Source organism: Gallalistipes aquisgranensis (assembly GCF_014982715.1).
Taxonomy (GTDB): domain Bacteria; phylum Bacteroidota; class Bacteroidia; order Bacteroidales; family Rikenellaceae; genus Gallalistipes; species Gallalistipes aquisgranensis.
Genome location: NZ_JADCJY010000001.1, coordinates 1,237,425 through 1,257,686 on the forward strand (window position 1 = coordinate 1,237,425; position 20,262 = coordinate 1,257,686).

Genomic DNA, 20,262 nt, shown 5'->3' on the forward strand with positions numbered 1-20,262 from the left:
GGGTTTGGGGTTCATTCGCAGGTTTCATCGCAGGAGTCAGGGCCGGCCGTTTCGTATCGCCGCACTGTTAAAGGTTTTCTGAAGATTCTTGTCGGAAAAGAGCAGTACGGTGCCCTTGTCTATCTTATAGTCGACGGGCATGGCCCGGTGTATGATCTTCATCACTTCGTCGATCGTTTCCCCCTCGAAAGAGCCGTTGAAACGGTAGTCTTTGATCTCCTCCCCCGTAAAATAGACGGAAACGTTGTAGCGACGTTCGATCTTGTGCATCAGCGACTCCAACCGCTCTCCCTCGATCACCCAACGGTCCTCTTTCCACGAAGTGTATATCTCGGGATTGTTCTCCACCTTCACGGCAGGCACGCGTGCGATCACCGATATATTCCGTGCAACCGGAGTCAGGCTCGACTCCTCCAGCGACCGGGCCATCTTGGCCCGGGCATCTTCCCCGCTGAAGTACTCGACCGTCTGGTTCGGAGCGACCCGTATCGGTTCCGGAATATGATCGCCGTTGATCGTGACGGAACCGTGCACGAGCGTCGTCGTAACGGAATTATCCTCCTCATAGGCCGAAACGTTGAAAGCCGTTCCGGTCGCTACGATCGAAATATCCCGGACCTTCACGACGAAAGGTTTGCGGGGATCGGTCGTCACATCGAAATAGGCCTCACCCTCCAACCGTATCTCCCGCTCCTTTTCATTGTAATCGGGAGCGTAGCTGATCCGGCTGCCGGCATTGACCCATATCCGGCTGCCGTCCGGCAACGAAGTCGAAGCCCGCGAACCGAACGACACGGAAAATTCGATCCGGTCCGCCCTTCCTCCGGCGGAGGAAACCGATTCAGGAAAAGTTCCCCGGAACTTATAAAGCAATACCCCGCAACCGAAAGCCGCAACGACGATCACGGCGGCATAACGCAACAGAGAAACCGAAAACCGGCGTTTATGAAGCACCCCGGATCGGGGAACCACCCGCCGCCGCAGGAACAGACTCCACTGCATCTCCGCAGACAGACGTGTATCCCGGCAAAGGGTAAGCGAAGCCAGATGGACGTTCCTCAGACCGATAAAATAAGTACGGTTCTCATCCGAACGCCGTATCCATTCCAGCAGAAAACGGTTCTCGTCCGGCACGGTTTCCCGACAGAAAAAGCGTACGATCAGATCGTCTATATCAATAGGTATGGAAAAAGTTCCGGACATAGGTTTGCGGAAAAGAATTGTCGTTTTTTACGTTCGTTCGATAGTATGACGCAGGAAGCGGAGTAGCGGTCTAAAGGAGAGTGAAATTTTCATTAAGAAGGAAAGAAATATGATATTTGTACTATTTTATTATTTATATTTGTGTAGGCGAATCCCACGACAGGACCGCTTCTCAACCCGAACCGATGAACGAAACCTCTGCCGTACCGTTTTCCATAGCTATATGCGACGACTCGTTCGATGCGATCTTTCATTCGCATTACAGATTGCTGTATGCCTATGCGCTGGGAATCGTACACCATAGGGAAATGGCCCGGGACATCGTACAGGAAGTGTTTCTCAAATTATGGAGAAACCGGCAGCGGATCGAGATCAACACGAGCCTGAAGGCCTACCTGATCCGCATGACACGCAACCAGTGTCTGGACACGCTGCGCGAGGGAAAATACGCCGACCGAAACATCAATATAGAAGATACGCTCTGCCGTATCGAAATCATGGGGCTCGACGAAGCCGACCCCGTGTTCGACCGGCTCTACTCCGAAGAGTTGCAGGCCCGCTTCAGGGAAGCTGTGGAATCGCTTCCCGAACAGTGCAGAAAAATATTCCTACTGAACCGGCAGAACGGGCTTTCCTACCTGGAGATCGCCGCGGCGCTCGGGATTTCTCACAGCACCGTAAAAAACCAAATGGTGATCGCCATGCGTAAACTGCACGATGCATTAAAACCGTTTTTTTAACTACCTTTGTGGTACTCATGCAGAGCGAATTCGACATAGACGATCTCCTGTTCCGTTTCTTCCGGGGAGAGACCTCTCCGGAAGAGAATCGTTTCCTTCTGGCCTGGAAACGGGAAAACGAAGAAAACCGTATCCGGTTCGAGGCTCTGCGCGATCTGTGGATGGTCTCTGCGACCGCTTCCTGCGAAGGCTTCCCCGACCCGGCCGAAGAACTGTCCCGGCTAAGGAAAACGATTGCCCGCGAGGAAAATCCCCCCGCCACGTCGGGTTCACGCTCCGGCCGTACGGACCACCGGGGACCGCGGTCCGCAACACTCCGGAATATCGTGCTGAAAGGTGTAGCAGCGGCTGTCCTGTTCATCGCGGCGATGGGATGCGGAGCCCTGCTCTACCGCCAGGTCCTCCCTCCCCGTCAGGCCGCCATTCCCTCAGCCGAAATTCCGATTCCCGATACGATGCTTTTCACAGCCAGCCGGGGATCGCTGGCATCGGCTACGCTGCCCGACGGCACCGTCGTCCGCCTCAACGCAGGCAGTTCTCTCACCTATACGACCGACTACGGCCGCACGGAACGTCCCGTCACCCTGGTCGGAGAAGCGTTTTTCCAGGTATGCACCGATCCGGGGAAACCATTCGTCGTACACGCAGGGAATCTTTCCATCGTCGCCACAGGCACGACATTCAACGTAAAAGCGTATCCCGAGGAACGTTTCGTGACCACCACGTTGGAAACGGGTGCCGTGCATGTCCGGGGTCTCTCCCGCCGGAGCGATCCCTTCTCCATCGAACTGAAACCCCGGCAAACTTTCATGTATTACAACGAATGCGACACCGTCCTCCGCAGCGAAGTGTTCAATCCAGAGGAATCGGCGCTCGCCGAACAGGTACGGACGAGGGACATTCCGGCCGTCCGCATGTCGAACGTGAAAACCCAGCTCTATACCTCGTGGAAAGACCCGCGCTGGATCGTCGAACACGAAACGCTGGCCTCCCTGGCCGAGAAACTCGGGCGCCGCTACAACGTCTCGATCCGTTTCCGCCAACCGGAAGCCGGAGAGTACAGGTTTTCCGGGTCGTTCGAAAACGAGACCATCGAAGAGATCATGCAGCTGCTGCGCCATGCCACACCGATCCGCTATACGATCGACCGGGGAAAAATCACCGTATCGGTCGACTCCTCCCGACGCAAGGCTTTCGAAAACGCGGCGGGCTGACCCGACTTTCTCCTGAATTTAGACCGTAACGGCAAAAAAACGTCATATCCATAAAGTGCGCTCTATGCGAGCGTACGAACATGAACCTTTAAATGCTTTAAGAGATGAAAAAAACAGGTACCGCCTGCCTAGTCGCATGCCTTACGCTGATCCTGCACCTGCCGTCGCTTCCGCAGCCGTTCATGACCAACGTGGAGGGACGGAACGCCCGGCCGCTCGACGGACGCTGGGAAGCCATCGTAGACATGTTCTCCTGCGGAGAACAGATGGAAGTTTACAAAAACCAGACGGCCGAAGAGAAAGGCCGTTTCGTGGAATACTGTTTCGATGCCGGCATCCGGCTCGACGTGCCGGGCGACTGGAACTCCCAGCGCCCAGAACTGAAATATTACGAAAGTACCGTATGGTACAAACGGGATTTCGACTGCACGCCCTCGCCCGACAAACGACTGTTCCTCTATTTCGGAGCTTCTAACTACCGGACCGATGTCTACCTAAACGGGGAAAAACTCGGTTCGCACGAAGGAGGATTCACGCCGTTCCAGTTCGAAATCAGCGACAAGGTACGTCCCGGACGCAATTTCATCGTGGTCGGCGTAGATAACCGCCGCAGCTCTCTGACGATCCCGGCCCTCAAATACGACTGGTGGAACTACGGAGGCATCACCCGCAGCGTCTTTCTGATCGAAACCCCGCGCAAATTCATCGAAGATTATACGGTACGGCTCGACCGGAACATTCCCGACAGGCTGTACGCCCACGTCAAAATCCAGGGAGCCGCTCCGGACGAAAAGGTGAACCTTTCCATTCCGGAAGCGGGATTCTCCGCCACACTCCATACAGGGAAAAACGGAGAGGCGGAACTGTCCGCCCCTGTCCGCCTCACACTTTGGTCGCCCGAAAACCCGAAACTCTATACAGTGGAGATTCGCAGTCCCTACGACACGATCCGCGAACAGATCGGTTTCCGTACCGTCACCACAGAAGACGGTAAAATCCTGCTCAACGGGAAACAGATTTTCCTCAAAGGGATCAACTGCCACGACGAGATTCCCCAGCGGATGGGCCGGGCCTTCTCCGAAGCCGATGCCCGAATGCTGCTGGGCGAGGTGAAGGCACTTGGATGCAATTTCTTGCGTCTGACCCACTATCCCGCCAGCGAAGAGATGGTACGGATGGCCGAACGAATGGGAATCATGCTTTGGGAGGAGGTTCCTTTGTGGCAGAAGATCGCCTTTTCCGACCCGGGCACACTGCCCAAGGCCAACCGCATGGTCACGGAGATGATCGCCAGAGACAAAAACCGCTGTGCAGTCATCATGTGGAGCGTATCGAACGAGACAGCCCCCGGCCCCGACCGCAACCGAGTACTGGAAGAGATGATCCGCCACTGCCGCACGCTCGATCCCTCGCGCCTGATAACCACAGCTTTCTCACACACGACCGATACCCCCACCTCGCTTACCGTGGACGATCCGGTAGCCGGACTGGTCGATGTGATCGGCATCAACAAATATTACGGCTGGTATATCCCGTGGCGGTGCGAACCGAAGGACTTCGTCTGGAACGTCCGGTTCGCCAAACCGGTGATCTTCTCCGAATTCGGATCGGAAGCCCTTTACGGAAAACACGGCGATCCGAACGACCCCACCCAGTGGAACGAAGAGTACCAGGCCCACAACTATCGGGACAATATCGCCATGCTGCCCAACATTCCTAATCTGGCCGGTACCACCCCCTGGGTACTGTTCGATTTCCGCTCCCCCTACCGCATGAACGGCAAGTATCAGGAGGAGTGGAACCGAAAAGGGCTCATCTCCGACAAGGGACACCGCAAAATGGCATGGTACGTACTGAAAGCGTATTACGATTCGATTCCATAAAACCCAATAAACAAAAAAACGCATGAAAAACAGCATTCCGGCCCTGTGCCTCGCCCTTCTTCTCGGTTCCTGCTGCGGAGAGAAAAAAGCGGACATCGTCCGACAGAACTTCGACTCGGCCGCTCCTCAGCTCCGGCTGGCAATCCGCACCGCAGACAGTATCACCGCCGCCCGTCCCGATTCGCTCGTGACCGCCCAGGGCGACTATCCCCGAGTCTTTCCCCGCAGTATCCGCAAGGACGGTTCGCTCTTCCTGATCCCGTCGAAAGACTGGACCAGCGGATTTTTCCCCGGATCGCTCTGGTATATGTACGAATATACGGGAGACACGCTCTGGAAAAAACAGGCCGAACGATTCACTGACTTGCTCCAACGCGAACAGTTCAACCGAAATACCCACGACATCGGCTTCATCATCAACGACAGTTACGGCAACGGATACCGCCTGACGGGAAATCCCGCCTACAAGAATGTGATCGTGCAGGCGGCCCGTACGCTCTCGACCCGTTTCAACCCGAACGTAGGCTGTATTCTCTCGTGGAATCCCCGTAAAGGATGGCAGTTTCCCGTCATCATCGACAACATGATGAACCTTGAACTGCTGATGAACGCCACACGGATCACGGGCGACAGCACCTTCTACCGTATTGCCGTCTCCCATGCCGACACCACCATGAAGAACCATTACCGTCCAGATTACAGCTCCTACCACGTGATCGACTACGACTCCCTCAGCGGCAAGGTTCTCCACCGCAACACCCACCAGGGTTACGCCGATGCCTCCTCCTGGGCTCGGGGACAGGCATGGGGACTTTACGGATACACGGCCATGTACCGGGAAACGGGTGATCCCCGCTACCTGGAACAGGCGGAAAAGATCGCCGGTCGCATCTACACCTTCCCCAACATGCCCGAGGACATGATTCCCTATTGGGATTTCGACGCCCCGGACATTCCCGACGCACCACGCGACGTGTCGGCCGCCACGATCATGGCCTCGGCCCTGTACGAACTTTCCACCCTGGCGACGGAACAGGGACCGCGCTACAAAGCATGGGCAGACCGTATCATCGACAACCTTTCCGCCTCCTACCTTGCCCCGCAAGGTTCCAACCACGGATTCCTCCTGCTGCACAGCGTCGGAAACCTGCCCGGAGGATCGGAAATAGACACTCCGCTCAACTATGCGGACTATTACTTTCTCGAAGCACTTCTCCGGAAACGGAAATGCGAAATAAACGACTAACCCATCATCGAATCCTGCGATGAAAACGATTTGCAAATTTCTGCTGCTCGTTCTGCTGGCGTCCGTCACGGGCCAGCGGACCGAAGCCCGTAAACCGGCCGAACCCCGGGTAAAAAATGTGATCTTCATGATCGGCGACGGCATGGGACTGGCCGATATCACCGCAACAGCCATCAACCGGGGTTGCGTACCGCTCCAGATCGAACGGGCCCACTACGTAGGGCTGGCCCGTACCTATTCGGCCAACAACCGGGTGACCGATTCGGCCGCCGCAGGCACGGCACTCGCCACCGGGCACAAGACCAACAACGGTCATATCGGCGTCGATCCCGACAAAAAACCGCTGAAGTCGATCCTCGAAAAGGCGGAGGAGAACGGATTGGCCACGGGGCTCGTGGCGACCCATTCGGTCACCAATGCCACACCGGCCGCCTTCATCGCCCATCAGCCCAGCCGCAAAATGGAGGAAGAGATCGCCGCAGACTATCTGAAGACGGACATAGACCTTTTCATCGGCGGCGGCAGGAAGATGTTCACCCGACGTGAGGACGGGCGGGACCTGACCAGAGAACTGCAGGAAAAAGGTTACACGATCGCCTACACGATGGATGAAGTGAAGGCTTTCGAAAGAGGCAAACTGGGCGGACTGCTTTACGACACCTCCGTACCCACCATGGCACAGGGGCGTGGCGACTACCTGCCCCAGGCGACGGCCAAAGCACTGGAAATCCTCGGAAGGAACTCTCCGAAAGGTTTTTTCATCATGGTCGAAGGCTCCCAGATCGACAAAGGCGGTCACGGGAACGACATCCGGACGATCATCGACGAGACCACAGACTTCGACAACGCCGTGAAAGTAGCTTACGACTATGCCGACCGGCATCCAGGAACGCTGGTGGTGGTGACCGCCGACCATGAAACGGGCGGTGTGACCCTTCCCTCCGGCAAGCCCGACTTCACCCTGCCGGACCAAGGTGTGAAATACACTTTCTCCACCAAAAGTCACACGGCGACCTACGTCCCCGTGTATGCTTACGGAACAGGAGCCATGCATTTCAGCCGCGTACTCGAAAATACGGAGATCCCGCAAATCATGGAGCAACTGCTCCGACTCAGAAAATAACCTCATTCCGACGAACGGGCCCGCGTACCGAAGGGCCGCTAAAATCAAGGGCTGACTAACGCATGAGTTAGTCAGCCCTTTTGTCTCTCAGGTAATTCACTGCGTATCTATGGCTAAATCTTTAAATTCCATGAATGTCATCGAACGCAAAAAAGGACTTTGTCTGTTCTCCTCCCGGATCGTAAAGGTTACGTACTGTTTTAGTTTTTGTTCCAGGAGATATAACTTTTCCGGTTTGATCGCAAGTAATTTGGGATGTTTCAGCATCCTGATTGTCACCTCGTATGCTTTCCCGGAGGGATTTACTGTATAATATATCCTAATTTTTTCCTCCGACGATTTAAAGTCATTGATCTCCGCTTCCGTAAATGTCTCCCGAAAAGCCCTTTCCACACTTCCGTCCTTGACGGGCCAAACCAGGTAATAGGCCTGGAAGGCATTGGGATTCATCGGATTTCCCTGTGAATCCAATACGGGGACAAACACATCCCTCGTATTTTTGCTGTTGTAGATCAGCAAAATATAATCCTTATTTATAATGCGATAAGTTTGTCCGTTCACTGCGAACGTTTGCCTGCCTGTATAATAGTCGGTTTGAGCGACTGCAAGGCCCGCCATAATAGACATGCAAATTGCAAATAACGTTTTCATGGAATATCGTCTTCGATCATGTCAATAGATTGCAATACTGTTCTTTTTGTTGTCTAAATCAATGGACCAACGATTTTTTACTCGTTTAAAATGATAACTAATACTAATATACCCTTTCTTGGACGGAGGGGCATAAGACTGAATATTTATTACAGCTTTCCTTCGACTTAAAAAACAAACATTCCGAATGATAAAAACGAATTCATTCCAATTTACAGACAAGGAATCAATAACACACAAACTATCGAATGCAACATCTTTCACATATGCATTGTCAACGACATAAATCTTATTACCCTGTGAAAGCGTTTGTAAACAAACACGTACCACTTCACTCGTATTCAAAACCGGCTCTCTGGCATACACTCCTGCCGCGAAATGTACGAGTCCCATACTCAGCAATAACAGTATTTTTATTCTCATGACTAATATCACGCGCATGGATATCAAGAGAGAAGACCCCTCAGCCCACAAATGTAAAAAACGCGATAAAAACAATCACACAAAATCATACTCACCGCATTATCAGCAAAAACTATCTATTTGTAAACATACGAAATAATGTCTTTCCGTGCAAGACTTCGACGCCTTTTTGCCATTCCCCGAAGGAGTAACGATATTTTTCCTACCTTTGATTCCATGAAATGTGCCGTGCTCATACAGGCCCACCGCGGACCGGAACAGGTGGCCCGCCTCTGCCGGGCGCTCAGCCATCCGGTATTCGACCTCTACATCGGCGTCGACCGGAAGACGGAGATCGCACCGTTCCGACTGGCCGTCCCTTCCGGCGTACGCTTCATCCGTCGGCGTATCGACGTCCGCTGGGGAGCCTTTTCCCAAGTGGAAGCTACCTTATACGGACTGGAAGAGATACTGAAGGAATCCCCCCTCTACGATTTCATCCTGTTCATCAGCGGCCAGGACTATCCGCTCCTGCCTCCGGCCCGGATCGCCGAAGAACTCGCCCGTCATCCGGGTGCCCAGTTCATGTGCCGCACCCGGGTGGAAGAGGGCACCCCCGCCTGTGACCGCTACCGCTATCCGCACGTGCATTTCGGAAACAGAACGCTCACCCGGGGCGTCAACCGTCTGCTGCGTCTGGTCTCACCGGGCCGTCGGAAATTTCCGCTGCCCGCCGCCTACAAAGGCTCTTCGTGGTGGACGTTGAGCGGCTCCTGCGCCGAATACATCACCCGGTACGCCCGCACCCATCCCCGGGTAGTGCGCTTTTTCCGCCGGGCCCACTGTCCGGACGAGTTCTTTTTCCAGAGCATCGTACTCGATTCGCCTTTCGCCGCGAGCGTCATTCCCGATAACTTCCGGTATGTGGACTGGTCGGACGGCCGGCCCAACCCGCGCACACTGACCGAAGCGGATTACGACCGTCTCGCGGCTTCCGGATGCTGGTTCGCCCGAAAGTTCGATGCCGAGCAGGACAGCCGTATTCTCGACCGTCTGGACAGACGCCTCGCCCTGCTGTCGGAAGAGGCTACACGTACCGAATGAATACCTGCTTCCCGTAGCGGGATTCCATCAGTGCCGCCAGCCGCCGGAGCATGTTGCGCCGCAGTTCGAATTCGTCGGGCAGACCGCCCGCATTCACGTTCCGTTTGGTACCGATCAGGAAGGTGATTTCGTCATGCCGCAGCAACAGACGGCAAAAGCGGTGCACCGCATCATTCCCCTCGGAAAGAGTTCCCGGCCGCTCCAACAGCTCCAACATGCGGTTCAACGTCACGATCCCCTCGGTCACCAGTTCGAACGAAGGAATCCTCCACACGGGGGGAACCGACGGATCGGACGAAAATTCGTCCCGTTCCACAGGCAGCCCGAGCTGGGCGGCGAGCACCTCGGCCACGGGATAACCGCACACGGCCTTCGTTCCCCGGAACTCCGACACCAACGTCGCCAATGCCGGATACTCCTCAGGAAAGGCCGGAGGGCAGGAGGCCATCAACAACCGGCGCGGTTCCCGAAAATGGATCACCACGGCACTCATGTCGTCGCTCGGCCGGCCGTCGTCGTTCAGACTCGCCTTCGAAAGAATCTGGGCCGCCAGGTCGGCCGACGTGATATCGCGGTTGAAAACGGTCAGGTAGCAGACGGTCTGGCAGAGATTGTCCGCTCCCCACCCGAACCGGTACCGCCCGGCCCGCTGACCGCTCTGGGTGACCCCGTCGCTCACGAGCACCAACCGGTCGCCCCGCCGGGCCGTGAACCGGCTGCGCAGGAATTTCTGCGTGCGTCCCTCCCCGTTACGGAAGACGATCTCCTCTCCCTCGAGCGCCACCGGCCCGTCGTCCCGTAGCAGCATCATCCGGGGATTGTCGTACTCCACGGCCTGCACCTCACCCGTACGATTGTCTATGTCGAGCATCGTGAACGTGGAATAACTGATCTTACGCACGCTGCACACGGGCAGCGTCTTCAGAATCAATTCCGCGATCCGCGTAATGTCTTCGTACCGGGATACGAATCCCGCCAGCATGGTCGAAGTCAGCGTCGAAAGGATATTGGCCTTCACTCCGTGCCCCATGCCGTCCGAGAGCACCACGATCGTCCGCGCACCGCCCGACACCCGCCGGCACAGGAAACTGTCGCCGCATATACGCTCACCCGCACAGTCGATCTGCCGGCAGGCCACCTCCACGAAGAAACTATTTTCCATCGCAGCCTTCTTTCTCGTCCGTCACAGGAAGGTCCGCCGCCTCGAGAGCACGGATCACCGCCGAAAGGTCGTTCACCACCGCGGACACCTCTTCGCCCAGCAGGAAACCGATCTTCTGCACCACGGACAACTGCCGGTCGATCGTTCCGCGCAAACGCTGTACGACCTCTTCGCCCAGTACGACCGGATCGCGCAAATCACGCAGGATACCCAGCCAGGCACCCTGTCCCAGGGAGGTGTAACTGAACGACAGCTCCCGTTTCCCGATCCTGGCCGCATACCCCGGCTCCCCCCCGTCCCCTGCCGCCGTCTTCAGCAGGCGCACCACTTCGTCCGGAAAAACCTCCTTCAGCGAACTTCCGACCAAGGTTTCCCGTCTCTCCCCCGTTCCGGGGAGTGCTTCGGCAGCCAGTTCGCACAACGCAGCATTGGCCGCCACGATCCGCTCCTCCTTGTCCGCCACGAAAGCGGCTACCGGCAGACGGGCAATCACCCGCCGCAGCACCTCCTCGAGCGAACGGACGTGCTGTTTAAGGGCGGTCAGCTCGTTTTCCAACCGCTGGATGCGGGCCTTGTACAACTCCGTATTCTCGATCTCCCGGGCCATACGCTCGACCGTCTCCACGGTGACGGCCCCGGCACTGCACACACGGATACAACTACCGCAGGAGGTGCATTTGTCATAATTTATGTACCTCGCCTCGCCCGCCACGTAGACCGCTCCCGTAGGACACGAATCGGAACAGCGGCCGCAGTCGGTACACAAACGGTTGTTTATATAAAAAAACTTCATCCGATGCCTGATTAGGAAAATGAGCGATAAAAATAGAAAATATTTTCCATTTCGTATTGTTTTACAAAAACTTTTGCTTTTCTTTGCTGATACCAATTTTTTAATTCAAATTTCTATGAAAGGTTCAGTAAAGTGGTTTGATTCTGCCAAAGGTTATGGCTTTATCACAACCGAAGCCGGAAGTGACATCTTCGTTCACTACACGGGCATCAACAAAGAAGGTTTCCGCGGTCTGGAAGAGGGCCAGAACGTCGAGTTCGAGGTCAGCGAAGGCAAGAAGGGGGAACAGGCCGTCAACGTAAACGTAATAGGATAATTTTGGTATAATCCAATATACTGAGTTTCTCTATTAAAAGCAAAAGGGAGGGGTTTCGGTTCCTCCTTTTTGCTTTTTCCTTTTTTCCTGCCGGCACCGTCCGGATTCCAGATCCCCGTTTTGAAAACGCCTTATAGGATTAATCGGATATTCCGCGGCAATGGTGCGGCATGAAACGAAATAGGCTTACCTTTCGGTAAGCCTATCCTTTACTCAGAGCCTGATTCTCAGGTGAGCCGCAACCCGGACTTGAACCGGGGACCCTTTCATTACGAATGAAATGCTCTACCAACTGAGCCATTGCGGCATTGCTCTCTAAGCGAGTGCAAATATCGTAATTTAAATTTATTTCGCAAAAAAATCACGTAAAAAAGCGCATCATTTCTTTCTGCGGACATGAAAAACCCCTTCAGAAAGCGTTCCGAAGGGGTTCTTCGTTCGGCAAGTAGAATGCGGTCCTACTCCACGAGGGGCAGCTCCGCGGCTACCTGCAATCCGGTATCGGCCGCACACTGTTGCTGGAAAGCGGCAATCTGCTGCGAAGTCACCGTCGAATCGGCCACGATGGCATTCAGCACGAACTCGTCCAGCGAACCGTAGGCACGGTTGATCTTCTTGGCCATGCACGAGTAGAAGACATCCTGCTGCGCTTCGGTCAACCCGTCGGGCAGGATGCTTTGCGCCACCAGTTCCCGGTAGGGAAACATGTACCGCATGTTCCGGTAGTTGGCTGCCAGGTCGTCCGTAATCACTGAAACCACCACCCAGGTCACCGTATCCTGCACGGCGGGCATCGCCACGAACGCCTGATAATCCGGGTAATCCTCCTCCACTTCGCCCACGACCACCTCGCTGAAGCGGTCGAAAGCCGGATCGTCCATATTCTTCAGATAATTGCGGTCACGGAACTGACGCAGTTCCTTGCGCATCTCACGGCGCTGTTCGTCGCTCCAGCGGCGTTCCTGCGAACAGGAGGCAACGATCCCGGCCAGCAGGCCCAACAGTAGAATTTTCCTCACCATAACAAACTGTTTTTAATTGAACATCTTTTGCCCGGACCTCTGCAAGGAACGTACCACGAGCGGAAGTTTTCGTATCTTTGTTGAGCAAAGTTACTACAAAAAAGTGAAATGCGGAAAGATATAGTGATAGAATTGAGTTACAAGGGTTTTGGTTGAAGTGGCGATAATCCGTGAAGCCATTACAATCCCTGCCGAAGCCAAATCCTGACGCCGCTACGTTACTTGTTCGTAACCATGCCCGAAAATGCGACAAACGGGTACGAATAGCGAAACAAGGCTCTAAGGAATAGTGAGTTATCCATAACTCATGCGAAAAATCAGGTTACGGAAAAAGATTGCGCCGTTCCTCCCCGTTTTGCGTACCAACACCGGACTCTTCACCAACTAATTTTGAAACCCAAAAATTAAGGACAATGAAGAGTACATTTTCAGTAATCTACTACCTCAAGCGTCAGGTAGTGAAAAAGGACGGGACAGTTCCCGTCATGGGACGCATCACGGTGGACGGCAGCCAGACACAGTTCAGCTGCAAACTGACTGTCGATCCGAAACTGTGGGACACCAAAGGTGGACGTGTCACGGGCAGAAGCACGGCGGCACTCGAAACGAACCGTATGCTTGACAAGATGCGGGTACGCATCAACAGGCATTATCAGGAAATCATGGAGCGTGACAACTTCGTCACGGCGGAGAAGGTGAAGAACGCCTTTCTCGGACTGGAACACCGCTACCACACGCTGATGCAGGTGTTCCGCCAGCACAACGAGGACTACGAGAAGCAGGTGGAGGCAGGCATGAAAGCCAAAGGCACGCTGCTGAAGTACCGCACCGTTTACAAGCACATGCAAGAGTTCCTCGACATCCGCTACCATGTGAAGGACATCGCCCTAAAAGAGCTTACCCCGGCTTTCATTTCCGACTTCGAGATGTTCCTGCGCACGGACAAGCACTGCTGCACCAATACCGTGTGGCTGTACGTCTGCCCGTTACGGACGATGGTATTCATCGCCATCAACAACGAGTGGCTGACGCGCGACCCGTTCCGCGAGTATGAAATCAAGAAGGAGGAAACAACACGCAGTTTCCTGACCAAAGATGAGATCCGCCTGCTGATGGAGGGGAAACTGAAAAACGCCAAACAGGAATTGTACCGCGACCTCTACCTGTTCTGCGCCTTCACGGGGCTGTCGTTCGCGGATATGCGCAACCTTACGGAAGAGAATATCCGCACCTACTTCGACGAACACGAGTGGATAAACATCAACCGCCAGAAAACGGGCGTGGTGTCCAACATCCGCCTGCTCGACATCGCCAACCGCATAATCGGCAAATACCGGGGACTGTGCGGGGACGGCAGGATATTTCCCGTTCCGCATTATAACACGTGCCTTGCCGGTATCCGTGCCGTCGCCAAGCGTTGCGGCATCACCAAGCATATCACGTGGCATCAGAGCCGCCACACGGCAGCCACGACGATATTCCTCTCCAACGGTGTTCCCATCGAAACGGTCAGCTCCATGCTCGGACACAAGAGCATAAAGACGACGCAGATTTACGCAAAGATAACCAAAGAGAAGCTCAATCAGGACATGGAGAACCTTGCCGCAAGATTGAACGGCGTCGAGGAATTTGCAGGTTGCACCATCTAAAAAGAAAAGCCATGAAACGTGACACAATCATCATCGAGGACAAGGCAGTCAGCGTAACCGGTAACGACGTGTGGATGACCGCCACCGAAATAGCCGGATTGTTCCATACGACCGTCCCGGCAGTGAACGCCGCCATCAGAGCCGTCCGCAAGTCGGACGTGCTGAACGACTACGAGGTGTGCCGCTACATGCAGCTTGAAAACGGGCTGCACGCGGACGTGTACGCCCTTGAAATCATCATCCCGGTCGCTTTCAGGGTGAATACCTACAACACCCACCTGTTCCGCACATGGCTGGTGGGAAAGGCACTCTCACAAGAGAAACGGCAGACATACGTGATGTTCATACAGAACGGAAAAGCCGGGTATTGCTGATTGCACATACCCCATAAGACAAGTAAACGGGTAGCACCACAAAAGGTGTCACCCGTTTACTTTTTCATGAAACCGCCTCACTCCAGCGGCTTGCGGTAGTTCGCTTCCAGTACCCCGCGCAGCCCCGTTTCCGGGTAAAGCACCTTCCCTCCCAAAAGTATGAAGGGCAACACGCGGTTGTTGCGGTATTCCTGCAAGGTGCGCCGGCTCACACGGAGCAGTTCCGACACCTCGCCGTCCGTCAGGTAACGTTCCCCGTCCAGCGGAGGACGGTAGCTTTCCAGAAATGCGGACAGCCATTTCGAGCCTTTGCGCATATCCTGCACCACAGAGGCTATCGGCTCGTCTTCCATCGTAAAAACATCGTTGTTCTCGTTCATCATAACTTCGGATTCAGTGGGTGAATAAATCAAATCATCTGCCGTGCGGATAGAGCGTGCCGACAAGCGGTATCAGCCGCTTCACCTCCTCTGGCTTGTAATAGAACCTGCGGTTTATCTGCGAGTAGCCGATAAGCCGCCTGTCACGCAGCGTCTGCAACGTGCGCGGGCTTATTCTCAACTGCCCGCAGACCTCCTCGCCCGTGAGCCATCTTTCCATGCGCCCCGTGTCGCTTTTGCGCCTCAGGGCGGCGACCTTCTCCGAGAGTGCGCCGAATGCCGCCACCATCATCTCGAAAGTCTTTTTCTCGATAGATACTATTTCCATATTCATGTCATTTAGAGTTTGCCGCAAAGGTAACGAAACGGCATACAAGACGTATCGTTTTCCGCTGAAAGGCTGCCTGTTGCGCCGTTTGACCGGGTTACGGAGCCATCTTCCGCAAAAATCTTACGTGAGTCACGTAGTGAGTTGTTAAAGCCCCTTTTGTTTATTGCCGAATTTTGTCGCAGAAACAAAAAGAAAGGACTGAACATGAAAGTGATAACAATGGAAAGTTCCGCCTACAAGGAGATGATGGCGCAGATTGCGAACATCGCAGGGTACATCCGCGAGGCAAGGGACGAGAAGAAACGGAAGCGGGAAACCGAAGACAAGCTGCTTGACACGGCACAGGCGGCGAAGATGCTCAACGTGAGCAAGCGCACCATGCAGCGTATGCGCACCGACCACCGTATCGAGTATGTGGTGGTACGCGGAAGCTGCCGCTACCGCCTTTCCGAGATACTGCGGCTATTGGAGGACAACACAGTAAGGAACGAGGAAGGGACAATAGACACCCTGTTCCACAACCACACGCTGCGCACGGGCGGCAAACCAAAAGGAAGGAGGACATAGGTCATGGAACTGCTCACACGAAACAACTTCGAGGGCTGGATGCAGAAGCTGATGGAACGGCTCGACCGTCAGGACGAACTGCTGCTGGCGATGAAGGCTGAGGGGAAACAGCCCACTATCACGGAAAGCATCCGCCTTTTCGACAATCAGGATTTGTGCATGTTGCTCCAGATAAGCAAACGCACCCTCCAACGCTACCGCAGCGTAGGCGCATTGCCCTACAAGACGCTGGGCAAGAAGACCTATTACAGCGAGGAGGACGTGCTGACATTCCTTTCCAACCATATCAAGGACTTCAAAAAGGAAGATATAGCCTTCTACAAGGCTCGTATCCATAATTTCTTTCATAAATAACCCATTAAAACATTTTTCAGATGGCAAAGAAAAAAGACGAAAAGGACGTGCTGGTAGTCCGTGACGAGAAGACAGGCGAGATCAGCGTGGTAGCCGGGCTGAACGCGGACGGCACACCCAAGCGCACCCCCGCAAAAGCGGAGAACGCGCAGAGTTTCCTGCAATTCGACCGACATGGCGACGTGCTGGACAACTTCTTCAAGAACTTCTTCCGGCAGTGCAAGGAACCCAGCCGCTTCGGTTTCTACCGCATTGCGGCAGACCAAGCTGAAAATCTCTTAGAGGTGATGAAGCAACTGCTGAAAGACCCCGAAGCGAACAAGGAGCTGCTCGCCCCTCACAAGGTGGACACCTCCGACTATGAGAAGAAGGTGCAGGAAGAGATGGCAGCACAACAGACAGAGAAACAAGAACCTCAAAAACAGGAGAACATGGAACAACGGAAAGAACAGCAACAGGACAAATCCGAACAGATGCAGGGCAAACGTGGCTACCAGCCCATCGACGAGAGTAAAATCAACTGGCAGGAGCTGGAGGACAGATGGGGCGTAAAGCGGGACAACCTTGAAAAGTCCGGCGACCTTACGAAGATGCTCAACTATGGCAAGTCCGACTTGGTAAAGGTCAAACCGACCTTCGGCGGCGAATCATTCGAGCTGGACGCCCGCCTCTCCTTCAAGAAGGACGGTGAGGGAAACATCAGCCTCGTGCCGCACTTCATCCGCAAGGAGCAGAAGCTGGATGAGTACAAGGAACACAAATTCTCCGACAATGACCGGAAGAACCTCCGCGAAACGGGCAATCTCGGTAGGGTCGTGGACATTGTGGACAGGGAAACGGGCGAGATCATCCCCTCCTACATCAGCATCGACCGCAAGACGAATGAAATCACGGACATTCCGGCAAGCAGGGTGCGCATCCCGGAGCGCATCGGCAAGACGGAAATCACCACGCAGGAGCGGGACATGCTCCGCGCCGGACTGCCCGTACGCGACAAGCTCATCGAGCGCAACGACGGCAGAAAGTTCGTCACCACCCTGCAAGTGAACGTGGAGCAGCGCGGCGTGGAGTTCGTGCCGGGAACCGGCAAGTCGCCCCGTACCGCACAGACACAGGAAACCAAAGGCGACACATCGAAAAGTCAGGCGCAGGGCGGGGAAAATGCCGCACAGACCAAGAAGGAGCAACGCCGCAACACGTGGACGAACGAGGACGGCAGCATCCGCCCCATCAGCAAATGGAGCGGCGTGAGCTTCACCGACCAGCAGAAAGCCGACTATGTGGCGGGTAAAGCCGTGAAGCTGGAGAACGTGACCGACAAGCAGGGCTTCCATGCCACGATGTATATCAAGTTCAACCCGGAGAAGGGACGCCCGTACCGCTACGACACGAACCCTGACAATGCACAGCAGGTTGCTCCGTCCAACGAGAGCCGCACGCAGGTGGCGGTGAACAACGATGGCAAGACCAACGAGGCTACAAAGAATCTGAGAGAGCCGTTGCAGAAAGGTCAGACCAACCCGAAGGACGCCCGCCAGCAACAGCAGCAGGAGAAGCCGCAGAAGAAAACGGGCAAGGGCATGAAAATGTAATCCCGTGTCCGCCACTGAATCCAAAATAAAATCCAAAGTATCAACAAAAAAGAAGAAGACATGAAGACAATCATTGCAGAAAAGCCCTCCGTGGCACGTGAAATCGCCCGCATCGTGGGCGCGACAAAGAGAGAGGAAGGATATTTCGAGGGAGGCGGTTATGCCGTGACATGGGCATTCGGACACCTCGTTCAGCTTGCCATGCCCGACGGCTACGGCGTGCGCGGATTTGTCCGTGACAACCTCCCGATTATTCCCGACACATTCACGCTCGTCCCCCGTCAGGTCAGGACGGAGAAAGGTTACAAGCCCGACAGCGGCGTGGTGTCGCAGATAAAAGTCATCAAAAGACTGTTCGACACAAGCGAACATATCATCGTGGCGACCGATGCCGGACGCGAGGGAGAGCTTATCTTCCGCTACCTCTACCACTATACGGGTTGCACCACTCCTTTCGTGCGCCTGTGGATCAGCTCTCTCACCGACAAAGCTATCCGCGAGGGACTGCGGAAACTCGAAGACGGCAGCAAATACGACAACCTCTACCTCGCCGCCAAAGCGCGGAGCGAATCCGACTGGCTCGTGGGCATCAACGGCACACAGGCGTTATCCATCGCCGCCGGACACGGCACGTATTCCGTGGGGCGGGTGCAGACACCAACGTTGGCTATGGTATGTGAACGCTACTGGGAGAACCGCCGCTTTACGTCCGAAGCATTCTGGCAGCTCCATATCGCAACGGACGGTTGCGACGGCGAAGTCGTGAAATTCTCATCCTCCGAGAAATGGAAAGAGAAAGAACCGGCGATGGAACTATATAATAAGGTAAAGGCGGCAGGTTGCGCCACTGTCACGAAAGCCGAGCGCAAGGAGAAGACGGAGGAAACTCCCTTGCTCTACGACCTGACCACGCTCCAGAAAGAAGCCAACGCCAAGCACGGCTTCACGGCGGAACAGACGCTTGAAATCGCGCAGAAACTCTACGAAAAGAAGTTGATAACCTATCCGAGAACGGGAAGCCGCTACATCCCCGAAGACGTGTTTGCCGAAATTCCCAAACTGCTCGCTTTCATCGGCACACAGCCCGAATGGAAAGACAAGGTGCGGGCAAAAGCCGCCCCGACACGCCGCAGCGTGGACGACGGCAAGGTGACAGACCACCATGCCCTGCTCGTCACGGGTGAGAAACCGCTCTTCCTCTCCAAAGAGGACAATACCATCTATCAGATGATTGCCGGGCGCATGGTCGAGGCATTCTCTGAGAAATGCGTCAAGGATGTGACCACTGTCACGGCGGAATGTGCCGGAGTGGAGTTTACCGTAAAAGGCAGCGTCGTGAAGCAAACCGGATGGCGTGCCGTCTATGGCGAGGAAAAAGAGGAAATTACCATCCCCGGCTGGCAGGAAGGCGACACGCTGACACCGAAAGGCTCGTCCATTACCGAAGGAAAGACCAAACCCAAGCCGCTGCATACCGAAGCCACCCTGCTCTCGGCAATGGAAACGGCGGGCAAGGAAATTGAGGACGACGCACTGCGGCAGGCGATGAAGGACTGTGGCATCGGTACTCCCGCCACACGCGCCTCCATCATCGAAACGCTTTTCAAGCGCGGTTACATGGAACGCTGCAAGAAGTCGCTTGTTCCCACCGAAAAAGGACTTGCCCTCAATTCCGTCGTCAAGACGATGCGCATCGCCGATGTTGCCATGACGGGCGAATGGGAAAAGGAGCTGGCGCGTATCGAGCGCGGGGAACTGTCCGACGACACCTTCCGCAAGGAGATAGAGGCGTACACACGTGAGATAACCTCCGAACTGATCTCGTGCGACAAGCTCTTCGGCAGCCGTGACTCCGGCTGCGCGTGTCCCAAGTGTGGCACGGGCAGGATGCGGTTCTACGGCAAGGTGGTACGCTGCGACAACACGGAGTGCGGACTGCCCGTGTTCCGGCTGAAAGCGGGACGCACCCTGTCCGACGATGAAATCAAAGACCTGCTCACCGAAGGGCATACCAAGCTGCTCAAAGGGTTCAAGAGCAAACAGGGCAAGAGTTTCGATGCTGTTGTCGCCTTTGACGGGGAATATAACACGACTTTTGTGTTCCCGGAGGCTAAAAAGGACAAGAAATTTTCAGGACGGAAGAAATAGTATTAACT

20 protein-coding genes and 1 tRNA gene are annotated in these 20,262 nt (G+C 54.9%); 13 read left to right on the forward strand and 8 right to left on the reverse strand.

What is annotated here, in order from left to right; translation table 11 throughout:
• Positions 1–36: 36 nt before the first annotated feature.
• On the reverse strand, positions 37–1,203 hold the full coding sequence (locus tag INF32_RS04845) for a FecR family protein (protein ID WP_226387273.1): 1,167 nt from the start codon (positions 1,201–1,203) through the stop codon (positions 37–39).
• A 185-nt stretch (positions 1,204–1,388) separates the two neighbouring features.
• On the opposite strand from INF32_RS04845, the gene INF32_RS04850 reads away from it, so the two are divergent.
• The 5 genes from INF32_RS04850 (at position 1,389) to INF32_RS04870 (ending at position 7,409) form a co-directional block, all read left to right on the forward strand.
• Positions 1,389–1,943 (forward strand): RNA polymerase sigma-70 factor, encoded by a 555-nt coding sequence (locus tag INF32_RS04850; RefSeq protein WP_226387274.1) that lies wholly within the window; start codon positions 1,389–1,391, stop codon positions 1,941–1,943.
• Between the two features lie 17 nt (positions 1,944–1,960).
• Entirely contained in the window at positions 1,961–3,157 is a 1,197-nt protein-coding gene (locus INF32_RS04855; RefSeq protein ID WP_226388105.1) for a FecR family protein, read from the forward strand.
• A 104-nt stretch (positions 3,158–3,261) separates the two neighbouring features.
• The gene (locus INF32_RS04860; protein WP_226387275.1) at positions 3,262–5,040 is read left to right on the forward strand and encodes a glycoside hydrolase family 2 protein; all 1,779 of its coding nucleotides are present in this window, start codon (positions 3,262–3,264) and stop codon (positions 5,038–5,040) included.
• Between the two features lie 22 nt (positions 5,041–5,062).
• Positions 5,063–6,286 carry a glycoside hydrolase family 88 protein gene (locus INF32_RS04865; RefSeq protein ID WP_226387276.1) on the forward strand — a complete coding sequence of 408 codons (1,224 nt, stop codon included), beginning with the start codon at positions 5,063–5,065 and terminating at the stop codon, positions 6,284–6,286.
• A gap of 19 nt (positions 6,287–6,305) precedes the next feature.
• Positions 6,306–7,409: an alkaline phosphatase gene (locus tag INF32_RS04870; protein WP_226387277.1), complete on the forward strand. Its 1,104-nt coding sequence runs from the start codon at positions 6,306–6,308 to the stop codon at positions 7,407–7,409.
• 96 nt (positions 7,410–7,505) lie between these two features.
• Here the strand turns inward: INF32_RS04870 and INF32_RS04875 are convergent, their stop codons facing one another.
• Complete coding sequence (locus INF32_RS04875) at positions 7,506–8,060, reverse strand: hypothetical protein (RefSeq protein ID WP_226387278.1); 555 nt, start codon at positions 8,058–8,060, stop codon at positions 7,506–7,508.
• 639 nt (positions 8,061–8,699) lie between these two features.
• Between INF32_RS04875 and INF32_RS04880 the strand changes: the two genes are divergently transcribed.
• A complete protein-coding gene (locus tag INF32_RS04880) occupies positions 8,700–9,566 on the forward strand; it encodes a beta-1,6-N-acetylglucosaminyltransferase (RefSeq protein WP_226387279.1) in 867 nt (288 codons plus the stop codon).
• Here the strand turns inward: INF32_RS04880 and INF32_RS04885 are convergent.
• Together INF32_RS04885 and INF32_RS04890 are read right to left on the reverse strand one after the other, a co-directional pair.
• Positions 9,550–10,728: a PP2C family protein-serine/threonine phosphatase gene (locus tag INF32_RS04885; RefSeq protein ID WP_226387280.1), complete on the reverse strand. Its 1,179-nt coding sequence runs from the start codon at positions 10,726–10,728 to the stop codon at positions 9,550–9,552. The two genes, INF32_RS04880 and INF32_RS04885, sit on opposite strands and share 17 nt — an antisense overlap.
• The gene (locus INF32_RS04890) at positions 10,718–11,521 is read right to left on the reverse strand and encodes a 4Fe-4S binding protein (protein WP_226387281.1); all 804 of its coding nucleotides are present in this window, start codon (positions 11,519–11,521) and stop codon (positions 10,718–10,720) included. Before INF32_RS04890 ends, INF32_RS04885 begins: the two co-directional genes overlap by 11 nt.
• 115 nt (positions 11,522–11,636) lie before the next feature.
• Here INF32_RS04890 and INF32_RS04895 point away from each other — a divergent pair, with 115 nt between their 5' ends.
• Entirely contained in the window at positions 11,637–11,837 is a 201-nt protein-coding gene (locus tag INF32_RS04895) for a cold-shock protein (RefSeq protein WP_226387282.1), read from the forward strand.
• 234 nt (positions 11,838–12,071) lie between these two features.
• On the opposite strand, the gene INF32_RS04900 is transcribed toward INF32_RS04895, so the two are convergent.
• Together INF32_RS04900 and INF32_RS04905 are read right to left on the reverse strand one after the other, a co-directional pair.
• Positions 12,072–12,144 (reverse strand) — tRNA-Thr (locus tag INF32_RS04900).
• A 151-nt stretch (positions 12,145–12,295) separates the two neighbouring features.
• Positions 12,296–12,859 carry a hypothetical protein gene (locus INF32_RS04905; protein WP_226387283.1) on the reverse strand — a complete coding sequence of 188 codons (564 nt, stop codon included), beginning with the start codon at positions 12,857–12,859 and terminating at the stop codon, positions 12,296–12,298.
• A gap of 413 nt (positions 12,860–13,272) precedes the next feature.
• Here INF32_RS04905 and INF32_RS04910 point away from each other — a divergent pair, with 413 nt between their 5' ends.
• Both INF32_RS04910 and INF32_RS04915 read left to right on the forward strand, forming a co-directional pair.
• Positions 13,273–14,508: a site-specific integrase gene (locus INF32_RS04910; protein WP_004291422.1), complete on the forward strand. Its 1,236-nt coding sequence runs from the start codon at positions 13,273–13,275 to the stop codon at positions 14,506–14,508.
• Between the two features lie 11 nt (positions 14,509–14,519).
• Positions 14,520–14,882: a hypothetical protein gene (locus INF32_RS04915; RefSeq protein WP_004291423.1), complete on the forward strand. Its 363-nt coding sequence runs from the start codon at positions 14,520–14,522 to the stop codon at positions 14,880–14,882.
• A 77-nt stretch (positions 14,883–14,959) separates the two neighbouring features.
• On the opposite strand, the gene INF32_RS04920 is transcribed toward INF32_RS04915, so the two are convergent.
• Positions 14,960–15,265, reverse strand: a complete 306-nt coding sequence (locus tag INF32_RS04920; protein WP_004291424.1) for a helix-turn-helix domain-containing protein — start codon at positions 15,263–15,265, stop codon at positions 14,960–14,962.
• 31 nt (positions 15,266–15,296) lie between these two features.
• On the reverse strand, positions 15,297–15,596 hold the full coding sequence (locus tag INF32_RS04925; RefSeq protein ID WP_004291426.1) for a helix-turn-helix domain-containing protein: 300 nt from the start codon (positions 15,594–15,596) through the stop codon (positions 15,297–15,299).
• Positions 15,597–15,734: 138 nt separating this feature from the next.
• Here INF32_RS04925 and INF32_RS04930 point away from each other — a divergent pair, with 138 nt between their 5' ends.
• From INF32_RS04930 to topB, 4 genes are read left to right on the forward strand one after another with little or no spacing between them, the layout of a single operon-like run.
• Complete coding sequence (locus INF32_RS04930) at positions 15,735–16,160, forward strand: helix-turn-helix domain-containing protein (RefSeq protein WP_004291432.1); 426 nt, start codon at positions 15,735–15,737, stop codon at positions 16,158–16,160.
• Positions 16,161–16,163: 3 nt separating this feature from the next.
• Complete coding sequence (locus INF32_RS04935; RefSeq protein ID WP_004291454.1) at positions 16,164–16,514, forward strand: helix-turn-helix domain-containing protein; 351 nt, start codon at positions 16,164–16,166, stop codon at positions 16,512–16,514.
• Between the two features lie 20 nt (positions 16,515–16,534).
• The gene (locus tag INF32_RS04940) at positions 16,535–18,106 is read left to right on the forward strand and encodes a DUF3945 domain-containing protein (protein ID WP_004291455.1); all 1,572 of its coding nucleotides are present in this window, start codon (positions 16,535–16,537) and stop codon (positions 18,104–18,106) included.
• Positions 18,107–18,166: 60 nt separating this feature from the next.
• The gene (gene topB / locus INF32_RS04945) at positions 18,167–20,254 is read left to right on the forward strand and encodes a type IA DNA topoisomerase (RefSeq protein ID WP_004291456.1); all 2,088 of its coding nucleotides are present in this window, start codon (positions 18,167–18,169) and stop codon (positions 20,252–20,254) included.
• The last annotated feature ends 8 nt before the right edge of the window (positions 20,255–20,262 follow it).

Excerpts from the sequence above, each read along its gene's own strand:
- INF32_RS04870 (WP_226387277.1), top strand. The coding sequence starts at position 6,306 with ATGAAAACGATTTGCAAATTTCTGCTGCTCGTTCTGCTGGCGTCCGTC.
- INF32_RS04845 (WP_226387273.1), bottom strand. The coding sequence starts at position 1,203 with ATGTCCGGAACTTTTTCCATACCTATTGATATAGACGATCTGATCGTA.
- topB (WP_004291456.1), top strand. The coding sequence starts at position 18,167 with ATGAAGACAATCATTGCAGAAAAGCCCTCCGTGGCACGTGAAATCGCC.
- INF32_RS04935 (WP_004291454.1), top strand. The coding sequence starts at position 16,164 with ATGGAACTGCTCACACGAAACAACTTCGAGGGCTGGATGCAGAAGCTG.
- INF32_RS04890 (WP_226387281.1), bottom strand. The coding sequence starts at position 11,521 with ATGAAGTTTTTTTATATAAACAACCGTTTGTGTACCGACTGCGGCCGC.
- INF32_RS04905 (WP_226387283.1), bottom strand. The coding sequence starts at position 12,859 with ATGGTGAGGAAAATTCTACTGTTGGGCCTGCTGGCCGGGATCGTTGCC.
- INF32_RS04920 (WP_004291424.1), bottom strand. The coding sequence starts at position 15,265 with ATGATGAACGAGAACAACGATGTTTTTACGATGGAAGACGAGCCGATA.
- INF32_RS04880 (WP_226387279.1), top strand. The coding sequence starts at position 8,700 with ATGAAATGTGCCGTGCTCATACAGGCCCACCGCGGACCGGAACAGGTG.
- INF32_RS04860 (WP_226387275.1), top strand. The coding sequence starts at position 3,262 with ATGAAAAAAACAGGTACCGCCTGCCTAGTCGCATGCCTTACGCTGATC.
- INF32_RS04915 (WP_004291423.1), top strand. The coding sequence starts at position 14,520 with ATGAAACGTGACACAATCATCATCGAGGACAAGGCAGTCAGCGTAACC.
- INF32_RS04910 (WP_004291422.1), top strand. The coding sequence starts at position 13,273 with ATGAAGAGTACATTTTCAGTAATCTACTACCTCAAGCGTCAGGTAGTG.
- INF32_RS04885 (WP_226387280.1), bottom strand. The coding sequence starts at position 10,728 with ATGGAAAATAGTTTCTTCGTGGAGGTGGCCTGCCGGCAGATCGACTGT.
- INF32_RS04940 (WP_004291455.1), top strand. The coding sequence starts at position 16,535 with ATGGCAAAGAAAAAAGACGAAAAGGACGTGCTGGTAGTCCGTGACGAG.
- INF32_RS04855 (WP_226388105.1), top strand. The coding sequence starts at position 1,961 with ATGCAGAGCGAATTCGACATAGACGATCTCCTGTTCCGTTTCTTCCGG.
- INF32_RS04850 (WP_226387274.1), top strand. The coding sequence starts at position 1,389 with ATGAACGAAACCTCTGCCGTACCGTTTTCCATAGCTATATGCGACGAC.
- INF32_RS04925 (WP_004291426.1), bottom strand. The coding sequence starts at position 15,596 with ATGAATATGGAAATAGTATCTATCGAGAAAAAGACTTTCGAGATGATG.
- INF32_RS04895 (WP_226387282.1), top strand. The coding sequence starts at position 11,637 with ATGAAAGGTTCAGTAAAGTGGTTTGATTCTGCCAAAGGTTATGGCTTT.
- INF32_RS04875 (WP_226387278.1), bottom strand. The coding sequence starts at position 8,060 with ATGAAAACGTTATTTGCAATTTGCATGTCTATTATGGCGGGCCTTGCA.
- INF32_RS04865 (WP_226387276.1), top strand. The coding sequence starts at position 5,063 with ATGAAAAACAGCATTCCGGCCCTGTGCCTCGCCCTTCTTCTCGGTTCC.